Below are 18,548 nucleotides of genomic sequence, written 5' to 3' on the forward strand. Positions count from 1 at the left end.
AACCAGGAACCCTTGTCACCATTGGCATGGAAATATTTGTCGCCAAACTCGGGTTATTATTTTTGTTTATTCCAAACGCGCCTTCCCTTTTACCAGCAAATACACGAGCATATTGGTGTGGGTGAAGACAGCCAACAAAAAAGTTAAAAATGGGGTCCAGCGCAAGTTTTCAAATAAACCAGTTTTTATACGCCGCATCAAAAAATGCCAATCGACAACACATCAGACCACTACCCGGTCAAAGCTGCGGTACCGGACAGCTTCGGCCACGTGTTCGGCCGTTATTTCCTCGTTTCCTTCCAGGTCAGCGATGGTACGGGCAATCTTAAGTATCCGGTCATGAGCCCGTGCACTCAAACCAAGACTCTGAAAAGCGCCCTGCAAAAGCTTTCTGGCTTCTCCGCGAACAGCGCAGTACTTCCTAATATCTTTCGCTTTCATAAAAGCATTGCAGGTGATGCCGCTGCCGTCAAACCGTTCCAGCTGCCTTTGTCTGGCCCTGACCACCCTTTCCCTGATCAGGACCGAGGATTCTTCGGGTCGATCACTGTTCAGTTCCTGGAAGGCCACGCGCGGTATTTCCAGGTGGATATCGATCCTGTCCAGCAAAGGACCGGAGAGCTTGCTCCGGTACTTGTTAACCTGGTAAGGCGTGCAGGTGCACTCCTTGGTAGGGTCACCGAAATACCCGCAGTAACAGGGATTGGCCGCCCCGACCAGCTGGAACCTGGCTGGATAGGTCATGGCCGACGTAACCCGGGAAATGGTTACAACCCGGTCTTCCATGGGCTGGCGCAGCGATTCCAGGACTTCCCGGCGGTATTCGGGAAGCTCGTCTAAAAAGAGAACTCCATGCGTGGAAAGAGTGATCTCTCCCGGCCTGGGAATCTGCCCCCCGCCTATTAAACTGGCCAGTGAGGAGCTGTGATGTGGGGAACGAAAAGGCCGCGCCGTGACAAGAGGCATTTCTTTGGTGAGCAGCCCGGCTATGCTGTAAATTTTGCTCACCTCCAGAGCTTCTTCAATGGTAAGCGGCGGTAAAATCGAGGGCAGGCACCTGGCCAGCATGCTTTTGCCGGAACCCGGCGCCCCGATCAGCAAGATGTTATGACCGCCGGCAGCGGCCACTTCCAGGGCCCTTTTGGCCATATTCTGACCTTTTACCTCGCTGAAATCCGGACCGGCAGAAGGCAAATTCTGCAGGTAGTCTGACAAGCTTATTTTTTCCAGGGGCTTGTAACTGCCTTCGCCCTCCAAAAAGTCCTTCACTTCGGCAAGGGTTGCAAAAACATATGTATCCAAAGGCGTTAATGCGGCTTCCCCGCTGTTGTTCACCGGAATAACAAACGCTTTATTCGACTGTTCCGCCAAGTACAGGGCCATGGGCAGTATTCCCGCGACAGGGCGCAGCCTGCCGCCCAAAGAAAGTTCTCCCACCAAGACATGCTTTTCAAGAGACACAGCCTTCAACTGCCGGGTCGCGGCGAGGATGCCCACGGCAATAGGCAAGTCAAAGCCCGGCCCCTCCTTTTTAATATCGGCTGGCGCAAGGTTGACGATGATCCTGCGCGGCGGGAATTCAAAACCGGAATTCTTTATAGCGGTCCTGACCCTTTCTTTGCTTTCTCTCACCGTGGTATCAGGCAAACCTACAATTTCCAGGCACGGAAGGCCTGCCGAAACATCCACTTCCACTTCGATCAAATGCGGGTCCATTCCCACCGTAGTGCAACTGTACACCCTGGCCAGCACGCCCATCACTCCCGTGACATTATACAACATATTTTGCTATTACTACATAATATTGCATATATCTACATGATATGCAATACATTTCCACTAGGGCGTCTGTTTATCATATGCCAGCAGTTCTTCCAATTTTACAGCCCAGGCCAGCAGCATTTCATCGGCCATAAACCGGGCGCTGAACTGCAACCCCAAAGGAAGTCCTTTTTTACCCCTGCCGGCCGGAAGGGTCACGGTCGGCAGGCCGGCATGGGTCCAGGGAAGATTCATAATTGGGTTGCCCGTCGACTCTATTCCTGCGGGAGCCTCGCCGGTAGACGGAGGCGACACCCAGAGGTCAAGCCCATTTTCATCCATTAAACCTTCCAGTTCTGTCCTCAGAAGCCCTCTTGACTTTTTCCCCTCTTCTACTTCTTCGGCGCTCACCTCTTTCCCTTCCCTGATTAAATCAGCCGTGCGCTCCCGGTACAGCCCTTCGTATTCCGCAAACAGTTTTTCATGCTCCCTGGCCATTTCGGCGGCCCCGAGCCGGTTATGGCGCCTGTTGATCTCTTCAATGTTTTCCAATGCCGGGATGCGTTTGACCGTGCAGCCGGCTTCCACCAGCCGGAGCAGGTATTCCTCGAAGGCGGCCAGCGTGCCGGCAGGGGCCTGTTTTAGGTATGGGCCTTCAGGCACTCCCAGCACCGGCAGCGTCATGTTAGCTGCCGCCCTGTCCTGTTCCCAATCCCGGCAAACGACTGCGGCCGCTAACAACATACCGGCTGCATCACGTGTAAACAACCCCACATGGTCCAGGGAACGCGAGTAATAAAGCAGCCCCTCGGTCGAAATCCGGTCATAGCTTGGCTTGTAGCCGGTTATCCCGCAAAACGCCGCCGGCCTGATCACCGAGCCCACAGTCTGGGTGCCTACGGCCAGCGGGCAAAAACCGGCGGCCACAGCCGCGGCCGAACCGCTGCTTGAACCGCCCGGTGTATGAGCGAGGTTGTGAGGGTTTCGCGTCGGCCCCGGGGCAAAATACGCAAATTCCGTGGTAACCGTTTTCCCCAGGATAAGAGCTCCGGCCTCGCGCAGCCGGGTAACGCACCTGGCCTGCGCCCCGTCGAACAGGTGCGCGGGAAGCTTGGACCCCGCCCTGGTGGGGAATCCATCAACCCTGAATATGTCTTTTATTCCAACCAGCACCCCGAATAACGGCGGCCGGTTCCCTGTAAGAGGGTATTTTTTCTCCAGTTCTGCGGCTTCCCAGAGCAGGCGTTCCCTCCTTCCCGTCTCAGGAACAAGCGCCTGTATCCGTGAATCCCTTTCGTCAATCCGGTCGCAAATGGAGTTTATATAGTCCTGCAAATCGATCTTCCCGCTCCGCAGGGCTGTTGTTACCTCCAAAAGCGTTTCAGGGTAATCCTTCATCATTCCACCTCCATGTTTAATCACCCTACATCAGGGCATAATCACAATATTTGTCACCACCGGGCGCGGTTTTCCATCCGAAGGCCGGTTCAGTATTTTGCCGTCGTAAACAAAAGTGCTCGACCCGCCGCCGTCCAGGTTGTACCCCTCCTTAACGCCAAGCTCCACCAGCTTATCTAGTAGCCTTTCCAGGGTCACGCCGCTGCTCCAGTCTGACTGGCGCCCGTCCACGACAATAAAAATGATGTCCCCGTTGGCGTATTCGCCGATAATCGTGCGCGGGTGTTTGGTTTCTTTCCATTCCTGGTCTACGGGACGGGCAAGCCCGCCCTTGATCAAAACGGGAACAAAACTCACGCCCTGCCAGGGGTCAAGCGCCATTAACCCGTTTAATTCATAAAAAATCCCGCCGATGAATTTTCCCTGCCTGTTGATCCCGGCAAAAAAGAGGTTTTCGGGATAAGGATTAAAAGGGCCCAGCAGTTTCCCGTCAATCATGACGTTACCCATCGGCACCGCGTAAGGCTTCCCATCCCTCATTTCGGTATAAAAACCGCCACCGTTAATCCCCAGGATAGCTCCCGTGCGCTGCACCGCTTCGAGGGTCGTTTCCTTTTCGCCCGGGGTATCCTTGGCCAGCACCACCTTGAACGCACTGGGATCGTATAGTTTAACCTTGGCGATATAGCCCCGGTATCCCATCTCATCCAGTTTAAAGACCTTTACTTCCACCCTGCTGGATTTATATATTTTAACAGGGGGACCGAGCATGGCCAGGATGCGTTCTTCATAAATATTGTCCGACAGTTCCCTTTGAGTGGATACCTGCTCACTCAGCTGCCCAAGGGTGGACTGCTGTTCCCGGAAACGGGATTCCTGCTCCTGTGCCGTTTCGGCAATAAGCCCAATTTTCTCCAGCGCCGTTTCAAAACCGGCGGCGATTGATTCCACCGCCTGGCCTGTCTTCTCAAGCGGGAGCAGCATATTGTTGGTATCAGATGCAAAACCGTATATTGAAAAAGCCAGGCCTAAAAACGGGGCAAGAACAAAGAGCATCAATACATTAACAAACCTCATCAGGGGGCCTCCTTTAGGATTTTGAGGCTTTTCTCCAGTTCCTGCATCTGCAAATCAAGCTGTTCTATCCTGGCGTTCAGTTCCTGCTGCAGGCTTCCGGTGCTGGAAATAGTCTGGTCCGCACTGCTCAGCAGCCTTTTCAATTCGTTCATTTCGGAAGAAAGAGCGCTCAACCGCTCGTTCAATAACTGGACATGCATGGCATTGGTCTGCTGGACCTTTTGCACAACCTGGTCCACATATCTTTTGGCAGCATAATAGCCGCCGCCCACCAAGCCGCACCAGATGACCACCGCCAAAAAAACAGCCAGCACACTGCCAGCCTTGTTCTTTTTACGGTTTACCACCCGGCTGGATTCGGGCTGGAAACTGATATTTTCTCTCCGCTCATTCACTTTCGTTCACCCCTCTTTTTTTTGTTCGCCCGCAATTGTTTTCCATTATTTCAAATTACCTAGCCTACGCTTTCAATCTATATTTATTTAAAAAGCGTCCCGGAGCAGTTCAATCTCCTTCATTTCGCCCTTCTCGTCAAAAAGTACCCAAACACAATCGAACCTGCAAGGCCGTTCCCAATCGTTTTTTCTCTGCAAGTAAGCACTGGCCAGTTTTCTCAGCCTTTGCCGCTTAGTCCAATTCACTGTTTCCTGCGGAAGTCCGAACGCAGTATTACCCCTGCTCCTCACCTCGATAAAAACCAGGTACGCTCCGTCCTCGGCAACAATATCTATTTCTCCCTGGGGGAAGCGGCAGTTTCTTTCCACTATCCTGAAGCCTTGCTGTAAAAGGTGTTTTATGGCCAAATCCTCCGCCTTGCGTCCCATTTCCACCTTATCCACCGTGTTTCCTCACCGGCCTCGTTCTTGTTTTCTTCTATCATACCACGGCTGCCCAACGCAATGAAGAACACTCATTATTTCCCACAAATTCCCGACCTATGAACAAAAATCGCCGTCAGCCGGCGATTTTCATAATTAATTTTAATTATTTAAGGCAGGAATGTTTTGGCCACAGTTACAGCCACATCAGTCAGCGGGTCCGGGTAGACCCCGATAAAAATCGTTATGAGCACAGCCGCAACCATCACTATTCTTGCCGCTAAAGGCACCGGTATCGGCTGGTCTTCCTTGGGATCAAAATAATACATGACCTTGGCCACCATCAGGTAATAATAAACCGAGACCATGCTCATCCCCAGCGCCACAATGACCAGCCAGAGGTACCCCTGCTCCATGGCCGCAGTAAATAGGTAGAATTTGCCATAAAAACCAGCCAGGGGCGGGATGCCGGCTAGGGAAAGAAGGCAAATCAGCATCGTAGCCGCCATCAGGGGCGAGCGTTTCCACAGGCCCGCATAGTCCTCTATCTCGTCGCTCTCCAGCGCTTCACCCATCACGGTAATCACCGCAAATGCGCCCAGGTTGCAGAAAACGTAGAGCATCGCATAGAAAATGGCCGATTCAAGGCCCGCCCGGGTATAGGCGACCAGTCCCAGCAAAATGTAGCCGGCTTGGGCAATCCCTGAATAGGCCATCAGCCTCTTGATGTTGGTCTGGGGAATAGCCACGTAATTGCCGAGCAGGATGCTCAGGGCAGCAATCACCACGACAACCGGCATCCAGACCTGCGTATCCGTAAAAACGCGCATAAATAGGCGCAGCAGTACGGCAAATCCTGCTCCCTTGGAGGCAACGGAAAGAAAGGCGGTGATCGTGGTCGGGGCCCCGTCGTACACATCGGGAGTCCACATGTGGAAAGGAACAGCCGATACTTTAAAAGCAAAACCGGCCAGGATGAAAACCAGTCCCATCAACATGAGCGGTTCAAGGACGTGCTTTGTTTTGACATACAGAGCAATATCCGTAAACAGCGTTGAGCCGGATAATCCGAAAACCAGGGTCAACCCGTAAAGAAGCAGCGCCGACGAAAGCGCGCTAAGCAAAATATATTTGACCGCGGCCTCCGGGGCCTTGCGCAAAAATGTGCCAAACCCTACCAGGGCAATAAACGAAATCGTCATCAGTTCCAGGGAAGTATAAAGGGTGATCAGGTCACCGGCGGAAACGAGAAGCATCATTCCCAGGACGGCGAAGAGCAAAACGGAATTATATTCGCTTGTGCTGTCAGGCATGAATTTTCCGGTGTATCCCGGGGAAATCAGGCTGACCATAATGGCTGAAATAACAACCAATATTTTAAAATACGTGGCAAACCCGTCCACAACATACATGCCGTCCAGCAGGGAATCATTTACTCCCAGCATACCAACGAGGACAGCCAGGACCGCCGCAAGGCCAAGGACTGACGCATAATTCAGGGCGATCCTGCGCTCACGCGGGACCAAAATCGATAACACCAGCACACCGAAAGCCAGGGCAGTGGTCAACAGTTCGGGATAAACCAGGCGAAACTCCATCAGAAACCACCCCCTATGCTTATTTGACCCAGATAAGTTCGCACGAAAGGATCAACTCCGTTATTAATGACATCCACCAGCAGCGAGGGGAAAAACCCGAAGAAAATGAGGACTCCGCACAGGACAACAATGGGAACCATCTGGGCGCCCTGGGCGTCGGTCATCTTTTCCCACTTAGGATTGGGCGGCCCGAAGAAAACCTTTTGAACAACCCTCAGCACATACACCGCAGTGATGACAATCCCGGAAATGGCCAGGATGGACGAGACCTGGTACACCCTGAAGCTTCCCACAAAAATCAAGAACTCGGCCACGAAGTTGTTCAGTCCCGGCAGCCCCAAAGAGGCGAGCCCCGCGATGACAAATCCTGTCGCCACTCGCGGCATCTGCGCGGCCAGGCCTCCAAATTCCGCGATCACCCTGGTGTGTGCCTTATCGTAAATGATTCCTACCAGGGCAAAGAAAAGCGCCGTCATAATGCCGTGAGCGAACATCTGGGCCACGGCCCCGTTGATGCTGATGGTGTTAAGGGCGGCAATCCCCAGCAGGACATAGCCCATATGGCTAACGCTGGAATAGCCGACCACGAATTTCAGGTCTTTCTGGTGCATGGCCACCATGGCCCCGTACACCACATTAACGATGCACAGCGTGGCTATAAGCGGCGACCAGAATACCGCTCCTTCGGGGAACATAAAAATCCCCGCTCTTACCAGGCCGTAAGCTCCCAGCTTCATAAGGACACCGGCATGAAGCATGCTTACCGCTGTCGGCGCCGCCACGTGTCCATCAGGCGACCAGGTGTGCAGCGGCCACATGGGGACCAGGAAACCGAAACCGATCATCATGAAAAAGAACGCAAATTTCTGGAACGAAGGATCGTAAGCAACAGCAGTCAAAGCCTGAATATCGAAAGTTCCCAACCCGCTTTCGAGATAAACGGCGATAACGCCGATCAGGGCAAAAGCGCTCCCCACCAAAAGATAAAGCGTCAGCTTCATTGCCGCGTATTCCTTGCGGGTGCTGCCCCAGACACCTATCAGCAAGTACATGGGAATGACGGCCAATTCGTAAAAGAGGTAGAAGAAAAAGAGATCGCGGGAACAAAACACGCCAAAAACACCGGTCACCAGGGTCAAAAGCCAGATGAAAAATTCTTTGACCCTTAATTCCATGCCCCAGGAAGCAAAAACACCAGTGAAAATCACAATGGCCGTCAACAGGACCAGGGGAAGGCTGATGCCGTCAACCCCCAAGGAATAACTGATGCCGAACCGGTCAATCCAGGGTATATCTTCTACAAACTGCAGCCCGCCCTTTACCTTGTCGTAGGTCGCGTACCCGTATACGGAAAGGGCCAGGGATACTCCCGTGCAGGCGGCGGCTACCTTCTTGATTGTCCCCGCTTTTTCAGCGGGAATTAACAAAATGGTCAGCACCCCAAGCAGGGGAGACAGGATAATAAGGGAAAGTACTGGCAGGCTCATCTCACACCTCCTATTACAGGCACTGCTGTGAAAAGCACAATCAAAACGACTGCGGCAAATATTACCAAGGCATAAACCTGCAAATTACCGGTCTGGAGATAACGAAGCATCCTTCCCAGACCCCGCGTCCCGTCGGCAACAGCGTGGGCCGTGCCATCCACCAGGTTGCGGTCGCTCCAGTTGAAGGCCGCAGCAATCCGCAGCACGACATTGTCAAAAAACCAGAGATAAAGCTCGTCAATGTAATACTTATTATCTAAAACCCTGTAAATGCGTGGAAAAGCACGGGCAATGCTTTCCGCAGGGATAACTTTCCGGATATAGATTAACCACGCCATTGCTATACCTCCGATACCCAGGAGGATGGATGACCACATAACAGGCCAGTTGACCTCCGGGTGATGCGCTTCCCCGAAATATACGAACGAACTGAAACCGTGTTCAATAAAAGGGGCCCCCAGCAGGCCGCTCGTAACGGCGAAGAAGGCCAGCACAATTAGAGGAATGGTCATTACCGGCGGCGACTCGTGGGGGTGGTGCTCACCCCTCTTTTCACCGAAGAAGGCCAGGAAAATCATGCGGAACATGTAAAAAGCGGTCATAAACGCGGTGAGGGCGGCCATGATATAGAGAATATTATAACCGAAGATACTCGGTCCGTTTGCGTAGGCAGCCGACAATATCTCATCCTTGCTCCAAAAACCCGCAAAAGGCGGTATGCCGGCTATAGCCAACCCTCCGATGATCATCGTGACAGTTGTTATTCTCATGTCCCCGCTCAGACCGCCCATTTTCATAATGTCCTGTTCATGCAGAGCGTGGATAACACTGCCGGCGCAGAGAAACATGAGGGCCTTGAAAAAGGCGTGAGTCGTCAGGTGGAACATCCCTGCCGTCATGCTGCCCACACCCATAGCCAGAACCATGTATCCCAGCTGGCTCAACGTGGAATAAGCCAGGATTCGTTTCATGTCTCGCTGGACCAGGGCAATGGAGGCGGCAAACAGGGCAGTGAACCCGCCGGTCACGGCGACAACCAGCAGGGTTGCGGCTGATGACGCAAAAAGGATGTAACCGCGGGCCAGCAGGTAAACACCGGCCGCCACCATGGTGGCGGCATGGATCAGGGCGCTGACGGGCGTAGGCCCTTCCATGGCGTCAGGAAGCCAGACATGTAAAGGAAACTGGCCCGACTTGCCCACTGGTCCAAGGAACACCAGGATTCCGGCCAAAGTCAAAAACCCCGTCTCGGCACAACCCCGTATGCCGACTGCCAGTTCCCCGAAATTAAAGGTGCCGAAATAGCTGAACAGGACCAAAATACCCAGCAGGAAACCGAAATCAGCTACCCGGTTGGTGATGAACGCCTTTTTGTTGGCGTCGGCGGCCGAATTCTTCTGGTACCAGAAACCGATCAGTAGATACGATGACAGGCCCACCAGTTCCCAAAAGACATACATTTGCAAGTAGTTGTTGGAGATAACCAGCCCCAGCATGGAAAAGGTAAAAAATACCAGGTAGGAAAAGTAACGTGAAAACCCTGGGTCTTCGTGCATATAACCCACCGAGTATATAAAAATCAGGAGCGAAATAAAAGTTACCACCAGCAGCATTACCACTGTCAGGGGGTCAATCAAAGCTCCCATCTCAATAAAAATTCCAGGCAGGTTTAACCATTGAACTCCTAGTTCCACGGGCTTTTCCATGGTTATACCCCCGCCCAGCACCTCACGCGCAATGCCGGCGGAAACCGCAAACGACCCGCCAATGGCCGCTATTGCCGAAAGGGCACTCACAGCTCGATACTTTTTAACCACAAAGTTAATGAAGACAAACGCAGCCAGCGGTAAAAACGGTACAAGCCAGACTTTCTCAATCATAAGCAATCAACACCCGCCTTTGTTTGAAGGGCTCCTACCATTTGAGCCAATCGAGGTTTTCGATGGTAATTGTTTCCCTGCGGCGATAAACGGCGATGACAATCGCCAGGGCCAGCGCTATTTCAGCGGCGGCGACGACAATAACAAAGATCGCGAACACCTGCCCGGTAATATCGCCCGGTTGGAGATACTTGGTAAAGGCCACCAGGTTTATATTGATGGCATTCAACATCAACTCTATGCATAAAAGGACCGCCACCGCGTTTTTCTTGGAAAGGGCTCCAAAAAGGCCGATAGAAAAGAGAAGCGCGCTCAAGAAAAGGTAATGGTTAATATTGATCATTTCGTGCCTTTCACCTCTTTCCCGATAACGATTGCCGCGATCATCGCCACTAAAAGCAGCACCGCCGCTATTTCAAAGGGAAACACATACCTGGCAAGCATCACCTCGGCAATGGAGAAAACCGCGTTTCCCGCCGCTGCTGGCGTTTGACCCGCCTTTACAACCCAGTTTTTTTGTAAAAGCGACCAGCCGATCAGCGCAAAAACGGCAAATGCAGTGAAAAAAGCCGGTACGGCCAGGCGTCCGAACATGTTCGTTTCCTTTACCGATCCCCTTTGGATGAGCATGAGGGCAAAAACGATCAAAACGGAAACCGCGCCGCCGTATACCAGGACCTGGACAAGAGCCAGGTATTCGGCTTCCAGGGTAATAAACAGCGCGGCAACACCCAAAAAGGTGACCACCAGGCTCAAGGCGCTGTGGACGATATTCCTGAAAAAAACCACCCCCAGCGCGGAAAGCACCGTGACAAATGATACGGCCAAAAAAACCAGGTCGAATACATGCCTGACAAACAGGTCATTAAAATAAACAATCAGCTCGGATAAACCCACCTGTTATGCTTCCTCCTCTCTGGCCGGAACCCTTTGCGCATACTTCGAAGCCGGGGCGTCCAGGTTGTCGTTTTTAAGCAAGTCAAGGGCCACATCCTCCCGGAAATATGAGGCCAGTTCATATTCTCGCGTAAACCGCAGGCAGCCCTGGGGACAGGCCTCTACGCAAAACCCGCAGACCAGGCACCGCTCAAAATCTATTTCATAACGGGTCAACACGCGCCTGCCATCCTGGCTTTTGGCGGCTTCCATAACAACAGCCCTGTTGGGGCAGGCGTTGACACACATCCCGCAGCAGATGCAGGCCTCCCTGTCGAGTTGAAAGGATCCCCGCCAGCGGTGGTCTATGAACGGTCTTTCATCCGGGTACTGCTCCGTAATCTTTCGCGTAAACATTACCTTGAAGGTCAGGGAAAGACCTTTGATTAAGCCCGCGCCGAACATCGTTCTCACCACCCCATTGATTTGTAAAGGTAAACCCCGATCCCGGTGATGAAAATATTGACCAGGGAAACGGGAACCAGGTACTTCCAGCCGATTTTCATCAGCTGGTCCACCCTTACCCGCGGAAAGGTCCACCGCATGAGGATGAAAAAGCCAAGCAGGAGCGAAGTTTTTAACCCGAACCAGAACCAGCCCGGCAGCAGCGGCCCGTGCCAGCCTCCCAGGAACATGGTAGTGGCGACGGCGGAAACCAGGACCAGGTTGCCGTACTCGGTCATCATGAACAGGGACCATTTCATCCCTGTGTATTCCGTATAAACACCGGCCGTAAGCTCCGATTCCCCCTCGGGGATGTCGAAAGGAAGCCTGTTGCACTCTGCTGTGGCCGCGATGATATAGATAAAGAATGCCAGCGGCTGCAGGAAAACGAACCACACTTTCTGTTGAGCCTCGACGATCTGCGACATCTGGAGCGACCCGACGATCATCACCACTCCCAGCAGTGAAAAGACCATGGGCACCTCGTAGCTGATCATTTGGGCAACCGCCCGCATCCCTCCCAGCAGCGAGTACTTGTTGTTGGAACCCCATCCGCCCATCAAAAAGGGAATGGTAGTCAAGGAAGTAACGGCTATCAAGTAAAAAATACCGATGTTAAGGTCTTGCGCGATCATGCCCCGGCCAAACGGGACAACAGCAAAGGCCAAAACTGTCGGCACAAGCACCAGCACGGGAGCCAGGGTATGAAGAGTTTTATCCACACCTGCCGGGGTTATGTTTTCTTTGGTCAACAGCTTAAACATATCGGCTACAGGCTGCAGCACCCCTTGGAAGCCCACGCGGTTGGGACCGAGCCGGTACTGGACAAAACCCGCCACCCTTCTTTCCACCAGCAGCAAAACCAGTGCGGCGGCCATAATCACGCCCAAAATCCCGGCGAGGTATACCAGGACCATGCCCAGCTCCACCCAGACGCTATCCACTCCCAGCCAGCCTGTCAGCATGGTAAAGACAAGCCTGGCCAGATCCGCTCCAAGCAAAAAGACATTGTCGGCCAAATCAAGCAGGAACCAGAACAGGTCAACTCCCAGCTTAAACAACCGCACGCCTAAATCCCAAGAATAATTCCAGGCTGCACTGATAATGCTCATTTCTCCGCTGCCCCCTTACCCATCGACTTCGCCAAGCACTATATCCAGGCTGGCCAGTATCGCCACCACATCAGCCACCAGCCAGCCGGGCACTATTTCGTCCAGTACGGCCAGGTTCACGAAGGACGGCCTTCTTATGTGCAGCCGGTAAGGTTTATTGCTGCCGTCGCTGACCAGGTAGAACCCAAGTTCCCCCTTGGGGTTTTCGATGGAATGATATGTTTCTCCGGCCGGAGGTTTGATAACCCTGGGCACTTGCGCTATTACCGGGCCTTCGGGCAGGTCATGAACAGCCTGCCTGATTATCTTGAGGCTTTCTTCAATCTCCATCACGCGCACCATGTAGCGGTCAAAACAGTCGCCGTTTTCCAAAACGCAGGCCTTAAAGTCAAAACGGTCATAAATGCCGTATGGCCTGTTCTTGCGGACGTCATAGTTGACACCGGAAGCCCTCAGGTTAGGGCCGCTCAACCCGAAGTCGCGCGCCTTTTCGCCGGTAATCACCCCGACACCCTTGGTCCTGGCCAGAAAAATCTCGTTTCCCGTTACCAGGCGCTGGAATTCTTCCACTGAACGCTCCATGTAGTCCAGGAAATAGCGGAGCCGCGGCATAAAGGCCCAGGGGATATCATGCGAAACACCGCCGACACGCATATAGTTATAGGTTAAACGCCCCCCGCAGGTCATGGAAAAGAGGTCCATTATTTTTTCCCGGTAATTGAAAGCGAAAACCACGGCCGTCCACGCTCCCAGGTCCAGGGCAAACGTCCCTATCGCCACCAGGTGGCTGGCAATCCGTTGCAGTTCCGCGAAAATAACCCGCAGGTATTCGGCCCGTTCCGGAACCGTTATGGACAGCATTTTTTCCACGGCCTGCACGTACCCCAGGTTGTTGCTCATCGACGACAGATAATCAAGCCTGTCCGTATAAGGTATAAACTGGGGGTATGTGCGCCCTTCGGCCAGCTTTTCCAGGCCCCTGTGCAAATAACCCGGCACGGAAGTTGAACCTGTGGCCACTTCGCCGTCCAGGTTCAAAATCAGGCGAAACACCCCGTGGGTACTGGGGTGCTGCGGGCCCATATTGATTGTCAGTTCTTGAGTCCTCACTCGCTCCCACCTCAAACGTCTCAAAGTTTAACTCCGAATTGCCTGGCTACGACTGGAAATCCTTGCGGAGGGGGTACCCGACAAAATCGTCCCCCAGCAGGATGCGTCTCAGGTTGGGATGCCCTTCAAATACTATCCCAAACATGTCGTAAACCTCGCGTTCCATCCAGTTGCCCGCTTTCCATATTCCGGTCACCGAAGGCGCCCTGGGGTCGTCCCTTTCCAGGTCGGTCTTGACCGTAACCTCCTCAGGTTTGCTGTACGAGCGAACCTGATAAACCAGGGTGAAATGTTTTTGCCAGTCTACCGCTGTCAGGTCGTTCAAATAATCAAAACCCTGCTCTTTCAGAAACTCCATTACCGAAAGGAGTTTTTCCCGCGGCACCTGGATTACATTATCGCTGGACTTTACGCCTGGAAACTTCTCTTCCAGGAATGCGAAACCATTACCGGCCATATTTCTTCGCCCTCGCCTTTTGTGGATTCATCACCTTTTCTTTCAACTGCAGCATGGCGTAAAACAGGCTTTCCGGCCGGGGAGGACACCCCGGAACATAAACATCCACCGGCAGGAACTCGTCGGCTCCCGGAACCACCGCGTAAGAATCGGCGAACGGTCCGCCGCCGATGGCGCAGTTCCCCATGGCAATAACCCATTTTGGTTCGGGCATCTGGTCATAAATTCTTCTGATCGCAGGCTGCATTTTCTTGGTAATTGTTCCCGCCACGATCATCACATCGGCCTGTCGAGGAGATGGACGGAACACTTCATACCCAAAGCGGGAAAGATCAAAACGGGCCTGTCCAGAGGAAATCATTTCGATGGCACAGCAGGCCAAGCCAAACTGCAGCGGCCACAGGGAATTGCCCCTTCCCCAGTTGAAAAGCTTATCCAGAGTAGTAAGCAACACATTCTTTTCCAGCGTTTTTTCCAAAGTCTTTTCATCGTTTATTTCTAGCGCCATTCAAATGCTCCTTCCTTCAAGGCATACCAGAATCCGACTACAAGAATCGCCAGGAAAACAAACATTTCGATAAACGCGAATAAACCCAATTTCTGAAAAGCTATCGCCCAGGGGTAAAGAAATATCGTTTCAACGTCAAAGACCATAAACACCAGCGCAATAATAAAATAGTTTATCCTGAACTGGACCCAGGTGGGCCCGATTGTCTCCATGCCGCATTCGTAAGCCTCCAGCTTGGCGGGCGGCGCGTTTTTTGGTTTGGGCCGCAGCAGCCAGTTGGCAAAGAGCGCGCCAAAACCGAAAATAATGCCTGCAATTAAGAAGATGCCGACTGTTGCGTACTGCATAAACATTTTTTAAACCAACCCCTTTACCGGAAAATCGCGGCAGTCCTTGTTTCGCCTCCGCAAAGTTTTCTATCTTTTTTATATTACCAGTTTTCGCGGCGCAAGACCAGCCAATATTTTTTGGTTTTTATCTTCATATTCTTTCCATATTTCAGGAAATATCTCAATTTCTTGTTTTATTCATTTTATGTATAAACGTAACCCGGTGAATCGGACAGGGCCCGTAGCACCTCAGCGCCTCAAGATGGCGCGGTGTTCCGTATCCTTTGTGGTCCTTAAAACCGTATTCCGGGTAAAGCACGTCCATCATCTCCATCAGCGAATCGCGGTGCGTTTTGGCAATAATAGAGGCGGCGGCAATAGAGGCTGATAAGGTATCCCCATGAACAATTCCTTGTTGAGGTATATCCAGGGCAACAGTAAGCGCATCGATCAACAGAAAATCGGGCCTTACTCCCATTTGCCGCACCGCTTCGATCATGGCTATTTTAGAAGCCTGCAGAATATTGATCCGGTCTATCTCGCTTTGGTCAACTACCCCCACACCCCAGGCTAAAGCCTTTTGTTTTATTATCTCCGCCAGGGCCGACCTTTTATTTCCGGAAAGCTTTTTGGAATCATTGAGACCGGGTATCTCGATTTCCGGCGGTAATACTACAGAAGCTGCCACTACAGGGCCGGCCAGCGGCCCTCTCCCCGCCTCGTCGAGACCGGCTACCTTACTGTAACCCGCTGTCCAAAGACTTCTTTCCCATTCCCACAATCTATACAGGCGCTCTTTTTCGGCTTTTTGCTTTTCCATTTTCATCTTTATTACCCCCGCCTTACAATTTACCGGGCAAGGCATCCAGGGTAAAAGCGCCTATCTTTCCGGCGCGGAATTCGTCAAGCAGCATCGCTGCGCCTTTTTCCACATCCACTTTGCCGCCCCTTTGCAAAAAACCGCGCTTCCTGCTTATTTCTTCCAGCAATAAATTGGCGTCTTTACTTTCTTCAATACCGTATCTTTCCCTTATTCTCCCCGGCGCGTTTCCGGCAAGCCATTTTATCAGCCACAAGGCCAGTTCCTGTCCATCGACCGCTTCATCCCTGATTGCGCCGGTCACAGCCAGCTTCAACCCGGTCTCGCGGTCTTCAAACTTCGGCCAGAGCAGCCCAGGCATGTCCAGGAGTTCAACCTCGCCTTCCAGCCTGATCCACTGTTTTCCCCTGGTCACTCCTGGCCTGTCGCCGGTCTCCGCTGCTCCCTTTCCCGCAAGGAAATTAATGAGCGTTGATTTGCCCACGTTGGGGATACCTACTACCATGGTCCGCACGGTCTGTTTTTTTATCCCTCTCTGCACCCTTTTGGCCAGTACCGGTTCTGCCAGGCTTCTGATAGCCTGCAGGAGTTTTTTCCTGGCGGTTTTTGTCCCGCGCACCATATTTAAAGCCAGACTCTTTTGCCCTGACCGGTTATAGTATTCGAGCCACAAGCCGGTTGCGGCCGTATCAGCCAGGTCTTCCTTGCCGAGGACCAAAAGGCGCGGCTTGTTTCCGGCAAGCCCGTCAAACAACGGGTTGCGGCTGCTGGCGGGGATCCTGGCGTCACAAAGCTCCGTAACAACATCAACCAGCTTGATGTTCTCATATACCAGTCGCCTTGTTTTGGCCATATGACCGGGAAACCACTGGACCAAAAGAATCTCCTCATTTCTTCACAACCGCTTTGATCAGGTAAATACTACACTCCCATTTTAGACGCAAAGGGGCTGAATATCAGCCCCCCCATTCTTAAATTAATTGCCCGCAGGGGATAAACAACAACACCCCTTACTGGTCAGTCTTTTACTTGCTCTCGCCGCGGGTCCTTTCCTTTATTCTTGTCGCCGCCTTGCCTGTGCGCTCGCGAAGATAATATAATTTTGCTCTGCGCGCATGGCCCTTGCGAACCACTTCTATCTTTTCCAATCTGGGCGAATGCACGGGAAAACAGCGTTCCACTCCCACCCCGTATGAAATACGGCGCACGGTAAACGTCTCATTCAGCCCGCCGCCCCTTCTTTTAATGACTATGCCTTCATAGGCCTGGATTCTCTCCCTGTTGCCTTCGACCACTTTCACCTTGACCCGCACAGTATCGCCGGGACGGAAATCGGGGATATCCTTCCTTAATTGTTCCGCTTCGATTGTCTTCATCAAATCCATGGTATTCCCTCCTTCCCGCTTAGATGTTCTTATCCTGCACCCGCGTCAGGACAGCGGACCATCCGTTTTCCTCGGCAACCGACAGTAATTATAGCATAAACAATTCTTTTCTGGCAACTTATTGCCACCAATTTTCGCCTAAAACCCGGTCAAGAATTATGGCCACCGCACTCCTGACTGAAAGGTGATTGTAAGAACCCCTGCCGTAAATCGGCTGTAATATGTAATCAGCCTGGTTGATGACTTCCGCCGACATGCCCCAGCCAGTCCCGAAAAGCAGCAGAAAATTGTTCCCGCCCTCTCCGGCCAGGATACTTCGAAACTCCCTATAACCAACCGTGTGAGGATACGCCCTGGCATCCGTAGCCACCGTATACACTTTCCCGCCGTATTCTGCTTTAATGGCCTGTTTCGCTTCTTCGATAGATTCCTTTAGTTCCACAAGTTCCAACGCTTCTTTGCGGTCGGGGTTGTATACCGCCCCGTATCCTGTCTGCCAGTAATCGGTAATCTCCCGGATTAATTTGCGCTGGGTAGGAAGCGGATGAATCACATAATAGCGTGCCAAGTTATAAGTAATCGCGCAGCGGGCAATATCGTGAATATCCAGGTTGGTAATCGATGTCGTGATTATTTCCGAATTCTTATTATAGACAGGATAGTGAACCAGTCCAAGAAAAACGCGATTATTCATCTTTTTGACGCTCCTCCCGGGCGATCTCCTCCAAGAGTTCTCGGTCCTCTTCAGAAAGACTGGCCTTAGCCAAGAGATCGGGCCGTCTCAACAATGTGCGCCTTAATGACTCTTTACGCCGCCAGACCCGGATTTGTTCATGATTTCCGGAAAGCAAAACGTCAGGAACCCTCATGCCGCGAAAATCCCTGGGCCTTGTGTACTGCGGGTGTTCGAGAAGCCCATCATAAAACGAGTCAGTCAACGGCGATTCCTTTTCTCCTAAAACCCCGGGCAAGAGCCTGCACACAGCGTCGATGACCACCATGGCAGGAAGTTCGCCTCCCGTTAAAACATAGTCGCCGATCGATAGCTCATAATCGGACAGTGCGCGTATCCTTTCGTCATATCCCTCGTAATGACCGCAAATGATAGCCAGTGATTCCTCGCTGGCCAAAAGCTTGGCCAGCGCCTGATCAAAAGTTTTCCCTTGAGGAGTCATGAGAAGCACCTTCCCTGGACGGGGACAGTTTTTTTCCAGGGCATAATAAATTGGTTCCGGCTTTAACACCATTCCGGCTCCCCCGCCAAAAGGACTATCATCCACATTCTTATGCCGGGAGGGGGAATAATACCGGTAATCAATAATTTTAATACTAATAAGTCCTTTTTCCCGGGCTTTTTTAAGGATACTGTTATCGAGAGGTCCGGTAAACATTTCCGGGAAAAGAGTGAAAACGCAAATATCCATAGGG

General features: G+C 52.3%; 21 protein-coding genes. All 21 read right to left on the reverse strand.

The features are described 5' to 3' along the window. Positions 1 to 222: 222 nt before the first annotated feature. Positions 223 to 1,752 (reverse strand): YifB family Mg chelatase-like AAA ATPase, encoded by a 1,530-nt coding sequence (locus NUV48_10825; protein MCR4442631.1) that lies wholly within the window; start codon positions 1,750 to 1,752, stop codon positions 223 to 225. 87 nt (positions 1,753 to 1,839) lie between these two features. Beyond that, positions 1,840 to 3,162: an amidase gene (locus NUV48_10830; protein ID MCR4442632.1), complete on the reverse strand. Its 1,323-nt coding sequence runs from the start codon at positions 3,160 to 3,162 to the stop codon at positions 1,840 to 1,842. Positions 3,163 to 3,189: 27 nt separating this feature from the next. Then, positions 3,190 to 4,236, reverse strand: a complete 1,047-nt coding sequence (locus tag NUV48_10835) for a phosphodiester glycosidase family protein (GenBank protein MCR4442633.1) — start codon at positions 4,234 to 4,236, stop codon at positions 3,190 to 3,192. Next, a complete protein-coding gene (locus NUV48_10840; GenBank protein MCR4442634.1) occupies positions 4,236 to 4,631 on the reverse strand; it encodes a hypothetical protein in 396 nt (131 codons plus the stop codon). The genes NUV48_10835 and NUV48_10840 overlap by 1 nt, the downstream gene beginning before the upstream one ends. Positions 4,632 to 4,718: 87 nt before the next feature. Further along, positions 4,719 to 5,075 carry a YraN family protein gene (locus tag NUV48_10845; protein ID MCR4442635.1) on the reverse strand — a complete coding sequence of 119 codons (357 nt, stop codon included), beginning with the start codon at positions 5,073 to 5,075 and terminating at the stop codon, positions 4,719 to 4,721. A 149-nt stretch (positions 5,076 to 5,224) separates the two neighbouring features. Continuing rightward, entirely contained in the window at positions 5,225 to 6,652 is a 1,428-nt protein-coding gene (locus NUV48_10850; protein MCR4442636.1) for an NADH-quinone oxidoreductase subunit N, read from the reverse strand. Continuing rightward, entirely contained in the window at positions 6,652 to 8,139 is a 1,488-nt protein-coding gene (locus tag NUV48_10855) for an NADH-quinone oxidoreductase subunit M (GenBank protein ID MCR4442637.1), read from the reverse strand. Before NUV48_10855 ends, NUV48_10850 begins: the two co-directional genes overlap by 1 nt. After that, positions 8,136 to 10,019 (reverse strand): NADH-quinone oxidoreductase subunit L, encoded by a 1,884-nt coding sequence (nuoL, locus tag NUV48_10860; GenBank protein MCR4442638.1) that lies wholly within the window; start codon positions 10,017 to 10,019, stop codon positions 8,136 to 8,138. The genes NUV48_10855 and nuoL overlap by 4 nt, the downstream gene beginning before the upstream one ends. 34 nt (positions 10,020 to 10,053) lie before the next feature. Then, positions 10,054 to 10,359: an NADH-quinone oxidoreductase subunit NuoK gene (gene nuoK, locus NUV48_10865; protein MCR4442639.1), complete on the reverse strand. Its 306-nt coding sequence runs from the start codon at positions 10,357 to 10,359 to the stop codon at positions 10,054 to 10,056. After that, on the reverse strand, positions 10,359 to 10,916 hold the full coding sequence (locus NUV48_10870; protein ID MCR4442640.1) for an NADH-quinone oxidoreductase subunit J: 558 nt from the start codon (positions 10,914 to 10,916) through the stop codon (positions 10,359 to 10,361). Before NUV48_10870 ends, nuoK begins: the two co-directional genes overlap by 1 nt. Positions 10,917 to 10,919: 3 nt before the next feature. Further along, positions 10,920 to 11,360, reverse strand: a complete 441-nt coding sequence (locus NUV48_10875; GenBank protein ID MCR4442641.1) for an NADH-quinone oxidoreductase subunit I — start codon at positions 11,358 to 11,360, stop codon at positions 10,920 to 10,922. Positions 11,361 to 11,365: 5 nt separating this feature from the next. After that, positions 11,366 to 12,364 carry an NADH-quinone oxidoreductase subunit NuoH gene (gene nuoH / locus NUV48_10880; GenBank protein ID MCR4442642.1) on the reverse strand — a complete coding sequence of 333 codons (999 nt, stop codon included), beginning with the start codon at positions 12,362 to 12,364 and terminating at the stop codon, positions 11,366 to 11,368. A 162-nt stretch (positions 12,365 to 12,526) separates the two neighbouring features. Continuing rightward, on the reverse strand, positions 12,527 to 13,621 hold the full coding sequence (locus tag NUV48_10885) for an NADH-quinone oxidoreductase subunit D (GenBank protein MCR4442643.1): 1,095 nt from the start codon (positions 13,619 to 13,621) through the stop codon (positions 12,527 to 12,529). Between the two features lie 46 nt (positions 13,622 to 13,667). Beyond that, positions 13,668 to 14,078, reverse strand: a complete 411-nt coding sequence (locus NUV48_10890) for an NADH-quinone oxidoreductase subunit C (GenBank protein ID MCR4442644.1) — start codon at positions 14,076 to 14,078, stop codon at positions 13,668 to 13,670. Next, positions 14,068 to 14,586 (reverse strand): NADH-quinone oxidoreductase subunit B, encoded by a 519-nt coding sequence (locus NUV48_10895; protein ID MCR4442645.1) that lies wholly within the window; start codon positions 14,584 to 14,586, stop codon positions 14,068 to 14,070. Before NUV48_10895 ends, NUV48_10890 begins: the two co-directional genes overlap by 11 nt. Beyond that, the gene (locus NUV48_10900) at positions 14,577 to 14,939 is read right to left on the reverse strand and encodes an NADH-quinone oxidoreductase subunit A (protein MCR4442646.1); all 363 of its coding nucleotides are present in this window, start codon (positions 14,937 to 14,939) and stop codon (positions 14,577 to 14,579) included. The genes NUV48_10895 and NUV48_10900 overlap by 10 nt, the downstream gene beginning before the upstream one ends. A 157-nt stretch (positions 14,940 to 15,096) precedes the next feature. Further along, complete coding sequence (locus NUV48_10905) at positions 15,097 to 15,741, reverse strand: ribonuclease HII (protein MCR4442647.1); 645 nt, start codon at positions 15,739 to 15,741, stop codon at positions 15,097 to 15,099. A gap of 16 nt (positions 15,742 to 15,757) precedes the next feature. Beyond that, positions 15,758 to 16,618, reverse strand: a complete 861-nt coding sequence (gene ylqF, locus NUV48_10910; GenBank protein MCR4442648.1) for a ribosome biogenesis GTPase YlqF — start codon at positions 16,616 to 16,618, stop codon at positions 15,758 to 15,760. Positions 16,619 to 16,760: 142 nt separating this feature from the next. Beyond that, positions 16,761 to 17,120 carry a 50S ribosomal protein L19 gene (gene rplS, locus NUV48_10915; protein ID MCR4442649.1) on the reverse strand — a complete coding sequence of 120 codons (360 nt, stop codon included), beginning with the start codon at positions 17,118 to 17,120 and terminating at the stop codon, positions 16,761 to 16,763. 118 nt (positions 17,121 to 17,238) lie between these two features. After that, entirely contained in the window at positions 17,239 to 17,814 is a 576-nt protein-coding gene (locus tag NUV48_10920; GenBank protein ID MCR4442650.1) for an RNA methyltransferase, read from the reverse strand. Next, on the reverse strand, positions 17,807 to 18,544 hold the full coding sequence (gene trmD, locus NUV48_10925; protein MCR4442651.1) for a tRNA (guanosine(37)-N1)-methyltransferase TrmD: 738 nt from the start codon (positions 18,542 to 18,544) through the stop codon (positions 17,807 to 17,809). Before trmD ends, NUV48_10920 begins: the two co-directional genes overlap by 8 nt. Positions 18,545 to 18,548 lie beyond the last annotated feature (4 nt).

The organism is Peptococcaceae bacterium, from assembly GCA_024655825.1.
Taxonomy (GTDB): Bacteria; Bacillota; Peptococcia; order DRI-13; family PHAD01; genus JANLFJ01.